Origin of the sequence: Flavobacterium pasteuri (genome assembly GCF_048286615.1) — a bacterium.
In the GTDB taxonomy this organism is placed as follows: domain Bacteria; phylum Bacteroidota; class Bacteroidia; order Flavobacteriales; family Flavobacteriaceae; genus Flavobacterium.
On the sequence record NZ_JBLVPN010000006.1, the window covers coordinates 80,560 to 94,936 of the forward strand.

Below are 14,377 nucleotides of genomic sequence, written 5' to 3' on the forward strand. Positions count from 1 at the left end.
AGAAATATTAATCTTCATCTGGTTCGTTCATGATTTTCTCACGATATTTTTTCCCGGTTAACAATACCAGTTTCAATTTGTAATCGTCAACAAGCCATTCGCGGTAATTTTTACTGCACTGACTCAAACATTTTGAATAGCGCTTGATTCGGCAATCGATATCATCATCCAGTAATTTCCCTAATGCTTTTGCTTCTTGTAATGTATCCGAATTGTCTACGCACATGGCCGCGTGCTGTTCCAATGATTTTTCGAGTACTTCTTTGGAGCGTAAATTTTGCTTGATGATGAGTTTGTGCTCTTCATCGACATCAAAAGTTACTACTTCGGTTTTACTGAATTTTGCACGGATTTCAGGAGGCATACTGTATTTGAAGTACAATTCAATTTCAGTATCATCACGTAAATTTTCTAAATAAAACTCGGGTGATTTGAAGATGTGTTGCCAGTTTACCGGCTCACTCCATAATCCAAATCGTGCGGCATTATTACCTAAATCGATAACACTAAAAGTATCTTTGTTAGGTAATTTTCTGGAACCACGACCAATCATTTGGTAATATAAGGTCAATGATTTTGTAGCTCTGTTCAGAATAATAGTTTCTACGGTAGGCTCATCAAAACCGGTGGTGAGAATCCCAACTGATGTTAAAATTGCATCCGGAGTATGCTTGAACCAATGTAAAATATCCTTTCTTTCCTCGTTATTACTGGTGTTGTCTAAGTGACGAATAGCATAACCGGCTTCTCTAAACGTTTCATATACATATAAAGATGTATTGATTCCATTATTGAAAATTAAGGTTTTCTTGCCCAAAGATTTCTCGGTATAGGCATGCAATAATTTTTCCTGCATGGCCATATTCGTGTATAAATCATCAGATGATTTAACGGTATAATCCCCATTGATACCGACTTTTAACGAAGTCAAACCTACATCATAACTATATGTGACTGCTTTGGCCAAAAATCCATTTGCAATCAACGAGCTAATGGTGTCCCCTACGATTAATTCATCGTAGCTTTCGTGCATTGGTAATTTAATATTTGAACTTAAAGGTGTTGCGGTAACGCCTAATATGAATGCATTTTTGAAAGAGCTTAATAATTTTCTGAAGGAATTGTAATGCGCCTCATCGATGATTACCAATCCTACATTATCTAAATGCAGTTTTTCATCATTGATACGGTTTTTCAAAGTTTCGACCATGGCCACAAAACAAGAATAATCGTTTTGGTCCGGAAGTTCTTTTACTTTACTGTTGATGATTTTGTTTTTTACATCAAAACCCTTCAACATTTTTGAAGTTTGCTTACACAACTCAATTCGGTGTGTTAAAACAACTACTTTTTTATCGTGTTGTGATAAATAACGGCGTACTATTTCTGAAAAAACCACAGTTTTCCCACCACCAGTAGGCAGTTGATATAACAAATGGTGTTGTGGAGGTGCATTATCTATGCGTTCAAATATGGCATCAATATCGCCTTGTTGATACGCATAAAGTTCTTTTTTGTCTTCGATTTCTATTTCTAAAGTGTTTTGGGACATTGCTTATTGTTGGATTTTTGCAAAAATACACCTAAAAAACAGTTTAATTGTCAATTTTAATTAAAAAAAACAGGATTGATTAAATAAAATTGAATTATGCAACCGCTCAATATTCAAATCGCTCTATTATAGCATTAAACTCCGGTTCGTTGAACCACTTCTGTTCTATGGTTTCCGTATGAATTCCTATTATTCTTTTTTTGAAATCATTGAGTATTCCATTTGCAATCAAGAAAATAACGGCTTGCTCAAAAGAATTGAACATACTTTTAAAAAATAAGTCTTGCTTTACGATATGCTCAGAGGAGAATGTTTGTGCAATTTCTATATTGTAGAGCATTACATCAGCAATTAGGAATGGATCTAAGCCTAAAAGTGCAAAATGCTTGATGTATTTTTGGGCAACGGAACGCCTCATTTTGGGTCTACTGCGTCTTCCTGCCTTTTTTAAAGGGTAATATTCATTCGAAATTTTGAGTTTGCATTCCTGCAAAAGCGTTTCTTCCTTTGGATTAAAAACAAAATTATAATAGACTTTTACGGGGCTGAATTTCTCGTACAATTCAATAATTTGTTCTTCGAGTTGCTCCTTATTAAGTTCGGCTAAATATTTTTTTAAATCGCGTTTGCTCATTATCAAAGTTTAAGAATACAAAAGTAATTTACTTTAGGAAGGAATGCATCGAAAATCAATGATAATACTTAATTTTGTCAATTATCACTTAAAATAAAATAAATGCTTAAGATTTTTAAGGTTACAGCAATAGTAGAAGGTATATCTGCCTTATTGTTATTTTTCTTTGCTATGCCAATGAAATACATTTTTAATGATCCTATTTATGTCAAACATATTGGAATGGCTCACGGCGTATTATTTACTGCCTACATCATTTTGGCAACAATTTTAAAGTTTAGTGAAAAGTGGGATTTGAAAAAGTATTTTATCATTTGTATTGCGTCAATTCCTCCTTTTGGCACTTTTTATATAGAAAAGAAATACTTAAAAAATGTATAAGTTAGTAGAAAAAATATTCAATTTTTTATATCCTATATTCAGAAAATGGGGATTAGGCAGCAGTTTTGCTTCATACCTGAGCCTATTTATTAATATAGCTCTCCTTTGCGTTTTATCATATGCTATTTATGTAGTCTTTCGTCTTATTTTGGTAACGATTATGGCGGTAATCGCCCAGAAAACTAAAACCAAATTTGATGATTTATTAGTGTCTAATAAAACGGCTAAATACATCGCACATTTAATTCCGCTATTATTTATTTACAAATCGGTTCCAATAATTCTGGAGCGATATGAATATTGGGAAGGTGTTTTTGGAAAACTTGTAGGCATTTATATTGTATTACTTGTTTTATGGATTATTCGAACCATATTCAATGCATTACGAGATTATTTAAAGCTAAAACCAAGATACAGTGATAAACCTATTGATAGTTTTATTCAGGTAATCATGATTGTGCTCTGGGCCGTAGGAATTACAGTGATTATTTCCAAATTATTTGATATTGATCAAAAAGAGCTTTTAACCATTTTAGGAGCTGTTTCTGCAGTGATAATCTTGATTTTTAGAGATACGATTTTAGGTTTTGTTTCTAGCGTTCAAGTATCCATAAATGATATGGTTCGAATTGGTGACTGGATTACAATGGATAAATTTGGTGCCGATGGAGATGTAATTGAAATCAATTTGGCAACAGTAAAAGTCCGAAATTTTGACAATACAACCACCACAATTCCTACTTACAGTTTAAGCTCCGATTCGTTTCAAAACTGGCGCGGAATGTTGAATTCAGATGGAAGACGTATCAAAAGACACATTCTTATTAAAACGAGTAGTATTCGATTTTTAGGAGAAGGAGAATTGAGTGACTTAAAGAAAATACATCTTATATCAGATTATATTGACACCCGAAAATTAGAAATAGACGAGTATAATGCTCTCAATAAAATTGATAAATCAATTGCGATTAACGGACGAAATTTGACTAATTTAGGTTTGTTTCGAAAATATATTACAGAATATTTATTCAATTATCCGGGATTAAATAAGGATATGTTGATGCTTTGTCGTCAATTACAATCTACATCACACGGAGTTCCTCTCGAGGTTTATGCCTTTTCACATGACAAACGATTTGAGAATTACGAGTACATAATGTCGGATATTTTCGATCACATTATTGCTTCTGTAAAATATTTTGATTTGGAAATTTTTGAAACGGTATCCGAAAATGATTTCAAAGTATAAAAAATTTAAATGTATTCTACATTAAAATGAGCGGAGAAAAAGACTTAGGTAAGTTGCTCAAAACAATGAAGCCGGAACATATTTTAGGAGAATATGTTTTTTGTGTGGTTCATGATTTGACAAATCTAAATCTTAACGATATCATGATGACATTCAAAGAGCAGGAAGGTACTACCATAGTGATCAAGAAGGAACTTGCCGATAGTCTAAAATTAGAATATTCTTTTATTGCTTCTTGGGTTACTTTAACAGTTCATTCTTCACTACAAGCTGTTGGGTTAACCGCTGCTTTTTCTAATGCTCTTTCGCAGGAAGGAATAAGTTGTAATGTGGTAGCCGCTTTTTATCACGACCATATTTTTGTAGATAAAAAAGACACTGATAAAACAATGGAAATCCTTAATCAATTTTCAAAATAAAAGCGAAAATATTAAATCTAATTACAAGCGATTCTTAACAAATTCTATTTCGGTTTTTCCGTGTGCTTTTGGTTTTCCGTTACCATCTAAATTTACCATTGTAGTGTGATCAATCGTAATAATTGTTTCGCGTGTCATCATATTTCTAGCTTCACATTTTAGCGTTAGCGAAGTATTTCCAAATTTTAAAACATCAATACCAATTTCTATAATATCACCTTGTTTTGCTGAGCTTCTGAAGTTGATTTCCGACATGTGTTTGGTTACAATTCTGGTATTTTCTAATTGAATAATGGTGTATAATGCCAATTCTTCATCAATCCAAGCCAATAATTTACCTCCAAATAATGTTCCGTTAGGGTTTAAATCTTCTGGTTTTACCCATTTCCTAGTATGAAATCGCATAATTTTTCTTTATATCTACAAAAATAAACTTTTCTTATGGCTATTTTCTTTATTTTTAAAGAAAAAAAAATGAGCGAACGTGATACTTTTTTAAAAGAATTCAGAGGACAAACAATAGGCTCCGTAACCAATCAATCTTCAACCGAAGAATCATTTCAAAATGAAGTACTTAGACCTATTTTAAAACTACAAAACGATTTGTTTATAGCTTCATTTATTAATTATGTAGCAAAAAATAAAGCAGACTTTTATAGCTACACCGTTGAAAAAAAGTTATCGGTTATAGAAAATGCTATCCAAAAAGACATCAAGTTTAGAAATGCTTTAAAAGGAATGATAATCGCATTATTCACTTTGGATGAGTATGCCGTATATAAAAAAAACTCGTCAAATATCAATAAAAGAATGATGAGTATGCTAATTGAAAGATTAAAAAGCCAAGTCCAATTGTTTGAATTAAAGGAAAACTAAAAAAAGGAATCTTGATTTTTTTAGTTTTAGAAATATGTTAAAAGGAATTGATTTGTTGTTTATTATTTAAAAAACAGCGACATATTCATTCAAATTTTACAATTAAATTACAATTTGACAATCGTAATGTTTTATACAATAAATCTTAATTAAGTATAAATGTTTATGTCATTTGCACGAATTTTTTCATTATAATTGTTAAAAATAAAGTTATGAAGGAAGAATATTTTAAATGGCATTCACCCAATCTTAACAGGGATATTGAAATGTTAGTTTTTGGACACGCAGGATATCCTATTATTTTATTTCCAACTTCGATGGGCAGTTACCATGAGAATAAGGATATGGGATTGATTGATTCCGCAAGATGGTACATCGATCAGGGGTTAATCCAAATATTTTGTCCGGACAGCATTGACAAAGAAAGTTTTTACAATAAAAACATACATCCCATTCATCGTATAGAAAATCATGTCAAATACGATAAAATGATTTGCCACGAAATAGTTGAAAAGGTAAAGAATAATACTTCCTCAGGAAAAGTTGTTGTTGCGGGTTGCAGTTTTGGGGGTTATCATGCGGCAAATTTTGCTTTTCGCCATCCAGGTTACGTGAGTCATGTATTTTCGATGAGTGGTGCTTTCAACATTAAAAGTTTTATGGATGGTTTTCACAATGATGATGTGTTCTACAACAGTCCTGAAGACTATTTATATGGACTTGATGATTATGAATTATGGAATATGGATATAGTTTTAGGGACTTCTAACTGGGACATTTGTTTTGATGCTAGTCTAAAATTAAGTAAAGTTTTGAGTGACAGGAATATTCATCATTGGTTAGACATTCGTCAGGAACGCAAACATGACTGGCCTGTTTGGAAAGAAATGTTTCCACATTATTTATCAAGAATTAAATTTTTTTAAAATTATAAACGTATCAAGATGAAAAAAATCGGAATTTTATTTGGAATGGAAGACACCTTTCCGCAAGCATTTATTGATCGTGTCAATTCAAAAAACGAAAAAGGAATCATTGCTGAAGCGGTTGCTATTGATAAAGTGGTTCAAAATAAAGATGAAGAATATGCTGTAATTATTGATCGAATTTCGCAAGATGTTCCTTTTTATAGAGCTTATCTTAAAAATGCTGCGTTAACAGGAACTAATGTAATTAACAATCCTTTTTGGTGGAGTGCTGATGATAAATTTTTCAACAATGCTTTGGCGGATACCCTTGGAGTTCCGTTGCCTAATACGGTAATTCTTCCTTCAGCGGAACATCCTACTGATACCACCGGAAAATCATTCCGAAATTTAAAATATCCAATGGACTGGGAAGGAATTTTTGAATACATAGGATTTCCAGCTTACATGAAACCGTATGCTGGTGGCGGTTGGAAAAATGTCTACAGATTAGAAAACAAAGAAGAGTTTTGGGAAAAACATCAGGAAACAGGACAATTAGTAATGATGTTACAAGAAGAAATTGTTTTTACGGAATATTTCAGAGTGTATTGTTTGGGCTGCAAAGCCGTTCGAATTATGCAATACGAACCTAGAAATCCGCATCATTTGCGTTATGTAATTGATGGTCCGCCGGTAGATAAAAAATTATTAACAACTATAAAAGACTACACTTTACGCCTTTGCAAAGGTTTAGGATATGACTTTAATACGGTAGAATTCGCAGTTCGTGACGGAATACCATATGCTATTGATTTTGGAAATCCCGCACCTGATGCTGAATTGACTTCGGTGGGTGCTGAGAATTTTGAATGGGTGGTGGAAGAATCTGCAAAAATGGCTATTGCTGCCGCAAAAAAACAAAAGCCAGGAAAGATAAATTTGACTTGGGGAACTTTTATAAAAGATGCTGCCGGAGGAAAGTAATCAGCGTTCAGTGTTTAGTTTGAGAAATCTCAACCATAAGGAACTGTATATAGAAATATTTAATTTTAAATAAAAATTTTGTTGATTATGAAATGCCCTAGCCCCGATTAAAGTGAAAATCCTTTTTTTGTCCTGAACTTTTCAGGACAAAAAAGATTGAAACGGAAAGCGGGACACGAGCTAAACGAACTGACGGAGTAAATAGCTCCTAAAAAAATAAATTAATGAAAAAATTACCCGTTTTTACACTTGGTGTGGAAGAAGAATATCAGATTATTGATCCAGAAACAAGAGATTTGCGGTCGCATTTATCAAAAATTGTTGATGGTGCTAAAATAATTTTAAATGAGCAAGTTAAGGCTGAAATGCACCAATCTGTGGTGGAAGTTGGAACTAATATTTGTCATAGTGTTAATGATGCCAAAAATGAGATTCGGTTTTTACGTTCTAAAATTGTTGAATTAGCGGATAAACAAGATCTTATTGTTGGTGGTGCCGGAACGCATCCTTTTTCAAAATGGCAGGATCAACCCATAACTGACGACCCAAGATACCACGATATTGTTAATGAATTGCAGGATGCGGCACGATCTAATTTGATTTTTGGAATGCATTGTCATGTAGGAATTGAAAACCGTGAAATTGGTTTGCAATTGATGAATCAGGCTACGTATTTCCTGCCTCACATATTTGCACTTTCGACAAATTCCCCTTTTTGGGAAGGTAGAAAAACAGGCTATAAGTCGTTTAGAACTAAAGTTTTTGACAAATTTCCAAGAACTGGATTGCCGGAATATTTTGACTCGGTGAGTTCCTATGAGAATTATTTAGAGACTCTGGTAAAAACAAATTGCATCGATAATCCAAAGAAAATTTGGTGGGATTTACGCTTGCATCCGTTTTATAATACGATAGAATTTAGGATTTGTGATATGTGTTTAACGGTTGATGAAACCATTTGTATTGTAGCTATTATTCAAGCAATTGTGGCTAAACTCTACAAATTAAATATGAATAATACGAGTTTCAATATTTATCGATTGGCTTTGATAAAGGAAAATAAATTTCGTGCAGCTCGTTATGGAATTGATAATAATATGATTGATTTTGGATTGCAAAAAGAAGTGGAAACTAAAATGCTTATCCTAGAATTATTAGATTTTATTGACGATGTTGTTGATGAATTGGGAAGCCGTGATGATATTAATTATGTTCATGAAATTTTGAAAAATGGAACCGGAGCAGACAAACAATTAACCGTTTTTGAAGAAACAGGTGATCTTTCTAAAGTGGTAGACTTTATAACTGGTGAATTTACAAGGGGATTATAAAATATAAATTATCTTTGCGTATTGTTTTTTAAAAATACCTATGTCGAATAAAATTATAAAAATAGCGCTTTTAGATATGTACAAAGGAGAACCTAATCAGGGGATGCGTTGTATAATTGATGTAGTTAACAGGTTCAGTCCTGTAGTTAGTTTTGAAATATTCGATGTTCGGGTAAAATGTGAATTGCCGGATATTAAAGAATTTGATATTTATATTTCAACCGGAGGTCCGGGAAATCCATTGATTGGTGACGGAAATTGGGATGTGAAATATTATGCTTTTATTGATTCGTTGAATATATGGAATAGTGAAAATGCAGTTAAAAAACACGTACTGTTTATTTGTCATTCTTTTCAAATGGCTTGCTTGCATTTTGGGTTGGCCACGGTGTCCCGAAGAAATGATACTTCTTTTGGTGTAATGACAATTCATAAAACGAAAGAAGGAGCAACAGACCCTTTATTTGAAGGGCTAGCAGATCCTTTTTACGCAATAGATTCCAGAGATTATCAAGTTGTACAGCCAAAACTTAGTGTTTTTGCCAAAAAAGGAGCTAAAATTATTTCACTGGAAAAAATTAGAGACCATGTTCAATACGAGCGCGCTATCATGGCGGTTCGTTTTACGGACTATTTTGTAGGTACACAATTTCATCCCGAAGCAGATCCGATAAGCTTTGTCTCTCATTTGAGAAACAAACAGGCAAAAGAAAAAATTAGGGCTATGAAAGGGAAAAGGAAGTTTAGAAACATGCTGGAAGATTTATTAGATGATGATAAAATATACCGAACTAATGAAACTTTGATTCCAAACTTTTTGCGAGCAGCTATCAATGACTTGATGAAAACCAAGAAAATGCTTTCTAATTAATAAATTCATTTTGAGATGATTTCAAAATATCGGGAGTTATTTAATGCTCAATTTACAGAAACAAAATATCAAGAATTTAAAGATGATATTGCTTCCGATTTTAACTATATGCCTACTTTTAGATTAGGTGAAACTCCTTTTTTTATTTCAAATGAGCTAAAAGCACAATTGATTGAAGGCTGCAATGAAGTTATAGCTTTCATTCAGAAAGAAGAATTTAAATTACTTACAGATAAATCATTAGAACTAAATCATAAAGTTCCAAATGAGGATGAGCATACCACTTTTTTAGCAATTGATTTTGGAATTTGTGAAGAAGATGGAGTTGTTATTCCTAAACTTATTGAAGTGCAAGGATTTCCTTCTTTGTATAATTATCAAATTAATTTATATGAAAAATTCAAGAACCACTATCCATTCCTCAGTGAGTTAACCCCATTTATCAATAACATTGAACCTCAGGAATATCTTGATATTTTAGAGGATGCGATTTGCAATAAGCATCCAAAAGAGAATGTTATTCTACTCGAAATTGAACCTGAAAGACAGAATACTAAGATTGACTTTTATTATTGCCGAAGAGATATTGGTATGCCCATAGTTTGCGTTACTGAACTCATAAAGAAAGGCAAACAACTGTTCTATAAAAACGAAAAAGGTGATGAAATCCGAGTAAAAAGAATCTATAACAGGGTTATTTTTGATGAATTGGATTTGCGAACCGATTTAAAATTAAACTTTCATTTCTCTGATGAACTTGATGTAGAATGGGCCGGACATCCCAATTGGTTTTTTCGAATCAGTAAATTTATTTTACCATTCTTAAAAGGGAAATATTTCATCGAAACAACTTTATTAAGTGAGCTCAAAGAAATCCCACAAGATTTAGAAAATTATGTTCTAAAACCACTCTTTTCCTTCTCAGGAACAGGAGTTATTTTTCATGTAACAAAAGAGGATATTGAAGCAGTTGTCGAAAAAGAACTTTATATTCTACAAAAAAAAGTAAACTATCTTCCTATTGTGCAATCTCCTGATGGAAAAGTAAAAGCCGAAGTGCGTGTACTTTGTATTTGGAAAAAAGAGGACGCAGCACCTACTCTACTTTGCAATTTAGTTAGATTGAGTCGTGGAGAAATGATTGGTGTAAAATTCAATAAAGACAAAGATTGGGTAGGCGGGACACTTGGATTATTTGAAAGGTAAATTAAATTAAGTTTTAAACGTTATTACATCTCATCACTATTTTCATTCTACTTTTAATTTTTTTCCGTTTCAAATAAGTAATTCAATTCTTAATTGTAGTTTATGTTTATGGACACTATTTAAAATTTACTTTTAAGTTTATTCTTTGGAGATAATGTCAATTTAACGCATTGAAATTTTTTAAAATGCAAATTGATTAGAATTTAATAAGTTATAACTGACTAAATAAAACTAAAAAAAGTATTAAAACAGATTTTCAAGTGTATTTAATTTTTTAAAATATTTTTTTTTGTTTGTTTTAGTAGATTAGGGATAGTGTTTAATGATTTTTTTTATGTGATTCCCTTAATAATTTGAAAAAAATGGAATTATTCAATAAATTAACATAAAAAAAATTAAGGTGTTTTTTTTTTCTTTATTATTGTAAGGTTATAATAATTTAAGAATAATATACAATTTTAATAATTAACAAATGAATAGAAGAGAAGCACTTAAAAGCGTTGCGTTTTTGATGGGAAGCGCAATCTCATCAACTACGATGGGCGTTTTATTTGAAAGTTTTACTTTGCCTGAAAAAGAGAAGAATCGAGTATTTTTTTCTGTTTCGGATGAGGAAGTTTTAGCTGAATTTGCCGATATCATTATACCGACTACAGCAACTTCACCAGGAGCTAAAGCCGCTGGACTTGGCGCTTTTATTCCTATGATGATTAAAGATTGTTATCCAGCACAAATGCAAGAGATTTTTGCTTCTGGAATGAAAGATATGCAGGCAAAATGTTTGAAAGATTTCAATAAAGATTTCTTACTAATGTCAATAGAAGAGCGTCAGAAATTAATGGGAGATTTAAGAGACGAAACAATAGCTAATGGAAAAGCACCTTCTTTCTTTTTGATTGCAAGAGATTTGACCCTTTTAGGTTATTATTCTTCAGAAATTGGTTGTACACAAGCACGTGAATACCTTCCTGTTCCTGGTAGATACGATGGAAGTGCTGAATACAAACCTGGACAAAAAGCTTGGGCTACCAACTAATTGTTAATGAATCTTTTGTTTTAAACTATTTAATTAAATAAAAAAACTAGACGTGAATATAAATACCAATTTAAAAGCGGAAAATACATACGATGCTATTGTAGTAGGATCAGGAATTAGTGGTGGTTGGGCTGCAAAAGAACTTACCGAAAAAGGTTTAAAAGTTTTGATGTTAGAACGCGGAATGAATATTGAACACATTACAGATTATGAATCTGCAATGAAAGCTCCTTGGGAATTTGAGCATGCCGGAAAAATGACCGAAGAACAAAAAAGAACACATCCAGTACAAACTCGGGATTATCCATATAATGAAGCTACTGAAAAATGGTGGGTTAATGACTTAGAATGCCCGTATACAGAAGACAAACGTTTTGACTGGTACAGAGGATTTCATGTTGGAGGAAAATCTTTAATGTGGGGTCGCCAAAGTTACCGTTTTAGTGATCATAATTTTGAAGATAATGCCAAAGATGGACATGGAAATGATTGGCCTATTCGTTATAAAGACCTTACTAAATGGTACGATTATGTGGAGAAATTTGTAGGAATCAGTGGGCAGGCAGAAAACTGGCCTTTATTACCAGATGGTAAATTTTTACCTCCAATGGATTTAAATTGTGTAGAAAAATCAGTTAAAGAAAGACTTGAAAAACATTATAACAAAACACGTATTCTTACTATAGGACGTACGGCTAACTTAACTGTACCTCATAAAGGACGTGGTAGTTGTCAATATAGAAATTTATGTAGTCGTGGTTGTCCGTTTGGAGCTTATTTCTCAACACAATCATCTACATTACCTGCTGCTATGGCTACTAATAGATTAACGGTCAGACCCTACTCTATTGTAAATCATATTATTTATGATAAAGACACCAAAAAAGCAAAAGGTGTAATGGTTATTGATGCAGAAACAAATGAAACTATGGAGTTTTATGCCAAAATTGTTTTTGTGAACGCATCTACATTAGGATCAACCTTCCTTTTATTAAATTCAACTTCAGAGGCACATCCAAATGGAATGGGTAACGCGAGTGGACAATTAGGACATAATTTAATGGATCATCATTTCCGTTGTGGTGCTGAAGGAAGTGCTGAAGGTTTTGAGGATAAATATACGTACGGTAGAAGAGCCAACGGAATTTATATTCCACGATATCAAAATGTAGGTGGTGATAAACGTGATTATTTAAGAGGTTTTGGTTATCAAGGTGGTGCGAGTAGAGGATTATGGCATAAAGAAGTTGCTGAATTGGCTTTTGGTGGTGATTTCAAAGATACGATGTCTTTACCTGCTGATTCCTGGAGTATGGGATTGGGCGGATTTGGGGAAATGTTACCTTATTACGAAAATAGGGTTTACATTGATCACAGCAAAAAAGACAAATGGGGTCAACCTGTTTTAGCAATTGACTGCGAAACCAAGGATAACGAAGCTAAAATGCGGGAAGATATGATGAATGACGCTGCAGAAATGCTGGAAGCTTCAGGAATCAAAAATGTAAAAACATACGATAACGATTATTATCCCGGAATGGCTATACACGAAATGGGTACTGCCAGAATGGGGAATGACCCTAAAGATTCAGTTTTAAATAAATGGAATCAAATGCATGAAGTTAGTAATGTATTTGTTACAGATGGTTCTTGTATGCCTTCTATCGCTTGTCAAAATCCATCATTAACATTTATGGCTTTAACGGCTCGTGCCTGTGATTATGCAGTAAAAGAATTAAAAAAAGGAAATATTTAGGTTCATCATTATGAGAAAATTAAGAATGGGCATGGTCGGTGGTGGCCAAGATGCATTTATAGGTGCAATTCACCGCTTAGCCGCCAATATGGATGGACTAATTGAATTTAGTTGTGGTGCATTAAGTATAAAACCAGAAACCGCAATTGCATCTGGTAAAGCCTTGTTTCTTCCAGAATCAAGAACGTACTTAACGTATGATGAAATGATTAAAGCTGAAGCGGCTTTACCTGCTGACGAAAGAATAGATTTTGTAACTATTGTTACTCCAAATTTCGCACATTTTGCACCTGCAATGATGGCCTTGGATCATGGTTTTAATGTAGTAATTGAAAAACCAATGACTTTTTCATTAGAAGAAGCAAAACTATTGAAACAAAAAGTAGAAGAGACTGGATTAATACTTTGTTTAACACATACCTATTCAGGATATCCAATGGTCAAACAAGCGAAAGCAATGATCAGAGAAGGAAAACTAGGTAAGATTAGAAAAGTTTTAGTAGAATATCCTCAAGGATGGTTAAGTAAACTTTCTGAAAGAGAAGGAAATGCACAAGCTGCTTGGAGAACAGATCCTACAAAATCAGGAAAAAGTTCTGTAATGGGTGACATTGGAACACATGCATCACATTTAGCTGAATATATTACGGGTGCTAAAATTACAGATGTTTGTGCTGAACTGAACACATTAGTCGAAGGTCGTGTAATGGATGATGATGGCGCAGTATTATTGAAGTTTGATAATGGTGCAAAAGGAGTTTTAATTGCATCTCAAGTTGCTGCTGGTGAAGAAAATGCTTTGAAAATTAGAGTTTATGGTGAAAAAGGTGGAATCGAATGGTTTCAACATGAACCAAATACTTTAATGGTTAGGTGGTTAGATGAACCTGCACAAATTTTAAGAGCGGGATCTAATTATGGATCTCATTTATCTTCATTTGCAACGCATAATTGTCGTACTCCCGGCGGACATCCAGAAGGTTATTTAGAAGCATTTGCTAATATTTATCGCAACTTTGCATTAACATTGGGTTGTAAATTAGATGGTACAGAACCTACCCCTGAAATGTTAGATTTCCCTTCTGTTGAAGATGGATTAAGAGGAATGGCATTTATAGATAACGTAGTAGCATCATCACAATCTGATAAAAAATGGACTCCTTACGTTTTGTAA

General features: G+C 33.0%; 15 protein-coding genes. 12 read left to right on the forward strand and 3 right to left on the reverse strand.

Annotated features, from left to right (window positions below):
- Positions 1–7: 7 nt before the first annotated feature.
- Both ACNQF6_RS10385 and ACNQF6_RS10390 read right to left on the reverse strand, forming a co-directional pair.
- Complete coding sequence (locus ACNQF6_RS10385) at positions 8–1,552, reverse strand: DEAD/DEAH box helicase (protein WP_417965622.1); 1,545 nt, start codon at positions 1,550–1,552, stop codon at positions 8–10.
- Positions 1,553–1,658: 106 nt separating this feature from the next.
- Positions 1,659–2,186: a DUF6155 family protein gene (locus tag ACNQF6_RS10390; protein ID WP_417965624.1), complete on the reverse strand. Its 528-nt coding sequence runs from the start codon at positions 2,184–2,186 to the stop codon at positions 1,659–1,661.
- 102 nt (positions 2,187–2,288) lie between these two features.
- On the opposite strand from ACNQF6_RS10390, the gene ACNQF6_RS10395 reads away from it, so the two are divergent.
- The 3 genes from ACNQF6_RS10395 to ACNQF6_RS10405 are packed head-to-tail and all read left to right on the forward strand — an operon-like array spanning position 2,289 to position 4,235.
- Positions 2,289–2,567, forward strand: coding sequence for a DUF3817 domain-containing protein (locus tag ACNQF6_RS10395; RefSeq protein WP_282712979.1), 279 nt, complete (start codon positions 2,289–2,291; stop codon positions 2,565–2,567).
- Positions 2,560–3,816: a mechanosensitive ion channel family protein gene (locus tag ACNQF6_RS10400; protein WP_417965627.1), complete on the forward strand. Its 1,257-nt coding sequence runs from the start codon at positions 2,560–2,562 to the stop codon at positions 3,814–3,816. Before ACNQF6_RS10395 ends, ACNQF6_RS10400 begins: the two co-directional genes overlap by 8 nt.
- Before the next feature lie 26 nt (positions 3,817–3,842).
- Complete coding sequence (locus tag ACNQF6_RS10405) at positions 3,843–4,235, forward strand: ACT domain-containing protein (RefSeq protein WP_417965629.1); 393 nt, start codon at positions 3,843–3,845, stop codon at positions 4,233–4,235.
- Between the two features lie 21 nt (positions 4,236–4,256).
- On the opposite strand, the gene ACNQF6_RS10410 is transcribed toward ACNQF6_RS10405, so the two are convergent.
- On the reverse strand, positions 4,257–4,640 hold the full coding sequence (locus tag ACNQF6_RS10410; RefSeq protein ID WP_099715534.1) for an acyl-CoA thioesterase: 384 nt from the start codon (positions 4,638–4,640) through the stop codon (positions 4,257–4,259).
- Between the two features lie 69 nt (positions 4,641–4,709).
- Between ACNQF6_RS10410 and ACNQF6_RS10415 the strand changes: the two genes are divergently transcribed.
- From ACNQF6_RS10415 to ACNQF6_RS10455, 9 genes are all read left to right on the forward strand, one after another.
- The gene (locus tag ACNQF6_RS10415) at positions 4,710–5,111 is read left to right on the forward strand and encodes a glyoxalase (protein WP_417965631.1); all 402 of its coding nucleotides are present in this window, start codon (positions 4,710–4,712) and stop codon (positions 5,109–5,111) included.
- 212 nt (positions 5,112–5,323) lie between these two features.
- Complete coding sequence (locus ACNQF6_RS10420; RefSeq protein ID WP_417965633.1) at positions 5,324–6,037, forward strand: esterase family protein; 714 nt, start codon at positions 5,324–5,326, stop codon at positions 6,035–6,037.
- An 18-nt stretch (positions 6,038–6,055) separates the two neighbouring features.
- Entirely contained in the window at positions 6,056–7,003 is a 948-nt protein-coding gene (locus tag ACNQF6_RS10425) for an ATP-grasp domain-containing protein (RefSeq protein WP_417965635.1), read from the forward strand.
- A 224-nt stretch (positions 7,004–7,227) separates the two neighbouring features.
- Positions 7,228–8,334 (forward strand): carboxylate-amine ligase, encoded by a 1,107-nt coding sequence (locus ACNQF6_RS10430; protein WP_417965637.1) that lies wholly within the window; start codon positions 7,228–7,230, stop codon positions 8,332–8,334.
- Positions 8,335–8,374: 40 nt separating this feature from the next.
- Positions 8,375–9,205 (forward strand): type 1 glutamine amidotransferase, encoded by an 831-nt coding sequence (locus tag ACNQF6_RS10435; protein WP_417965639.1) that lies wholly within the window; start codon positions 8,375–8,377, stop codon positions 9,203–9,205.
- A gap of 15 nt (positions 9,206–9,220) precedes the next feature.
- Complete coding sequence (locus ACNQF6_RS10440; RefSeq protein ID WP_417965640.1) at positions 9,221–10,411, forward strand: hypothetical protein; 1,191 nt, start codon at positions 9,221–9,223, stop codon at positions 10,409–10,411.
- Between the two features lie 472 nt (positions 10,412–10,883).
- Complete coding sequence (locus tag ACNQF6_RS10445; protein ID WP_417965642.1) at positions 10,884–11,447, forward strand: gluconate 2-dehydrogenase subunit 3 family protein; 564 nt, start codon at positions 10,884–10,886, stop codon at positions 11,445–11,447.
- 52 nt (positions 11,448–11,499) lie between these two features.
- Positions 11,500–13,203, forward strand: a complete 1,704-nt coding sequence (locus ACNQF6_RS10450) for a GMC oxidoreductase (RefSeq protein ID WP_315209882.1) — start codon at positions 11,500–11,502, stop codon at positions 13,201–13,203.
- Between the two features lie 10 nt (positions 13,204–13,213).
- Complete coding sequence (locus ACNQF6_RS10455) at positions 13,214–14,377, forward strand: Gfo/Idh/MocA family protein (protein WP_417965644.1); 1,164 nt, start codon at positions 13,214–13,216, stop codon at positions 14,375–14,377.

Excerpts from the sequence above, each read along its gene's own strand:
- ACNQF6_RS10405 (WP_417965629.1), top strand. The coding sequence starts at position 3,843 with ATGAGCGGAGAAAAAGACTTAGGTAAGTTGCTCAAAACAATGAAGCCG.
- ACNQF6_RS10395 (WP_282712979.1), top strand. The coding sequence starts at position 2,289 with ATGCTTAAGATTTTTAAGGTTACAGCAATAGTAGAAGGTATATCTGCC.
- ACNQF6_RS10390 (WP_417965624.1), bottom strand. The coding sequence starts at position 2,186 with ATGAGCAAACGCGATTTAAAAAAATATTTAGCCGAACTTAATAAGGAG.
- ACNQF6_RS10435 (WP_417965639.1), top strand. The coding sequence starts at position 8,375 with ATGTCGAATAAAATTATAAAAATAGCGCTTTTAGATATGTACAAAGGA.
- ACNQF6_RS10455 (WP_417965644.1), top strand. The coding sequence starts at position 13,214 with ATGAGAAAATTAAGAATGGGCATGGTCGGTGGTGGCCAAGATGCATTT.
- ACNQF6_RS10420 (WP_417965633.1), top strand. The coding sequence starts at position 5,324 with ATGAAGGAAGAATATTTTAAATGGCATTCACCCAATCTTAACAGGGAT.
- ACNQF6_RS10440 (WP_417965640.1), top strand. The coding sequence starts at position 9,221 with ATGATTTCAAAATATCGGGAGTTATTTAATGCTCAATTTACAGAAACA.
- ACNQF6_RS10445 (WP_417965642.1), top strand. The coding sequence starts at position 10,884 with ATGAATAGAAGAGAAGCACTTAAAAGCGTTGCGTTTTTGATGGGAAGC.
- ACNQF6_RS10425 (WP_417965635.1), top strand. The coding sequence starts at position 6,056 with ATGAAAAAAATCGGAATTTTATTTGGAATGGAAGACACCTTTCCGCAA.
- ACNQF6_RS10410 (WP_099715534.1), bottom strand. The coding sequence starts at position 4,640 with ATGCGATTTCATACTAGGAAATGGGTAAAACCAGAAGATTTAAACCCT.
- ACNQF6_RS10385 (WP_417965622.1), bottom strand. The coding sequence starts at position 1,552 with ATGTCCCAAAACACTTTAGAAATAGAAATCGAAGACAAAAAAGAACTT.
- ACNQF6_RS10430 (WP_417965637.1), top strand. The coding sequence starts at position 7,228 with ATGAAAAAATTACCCGTTTTTACACTTGGTGTGGAAGAAGAATATCAG.
- ACNQF6_RS10400 (WP_417965627.1), top strand. The coding sequence starts at position 2,560 with ATGTATAAGTTAGTAGAAAAAATATTCAATTTTTTATATCCTATATTC.
- ACNQF6_RS10415 (WP_417965631.1), top strand. The coding sequence starts at position 4,710 with ATGAGCGAACGTGATACTTTTTTAAAAGAATTCAGAGGACAAACAATA.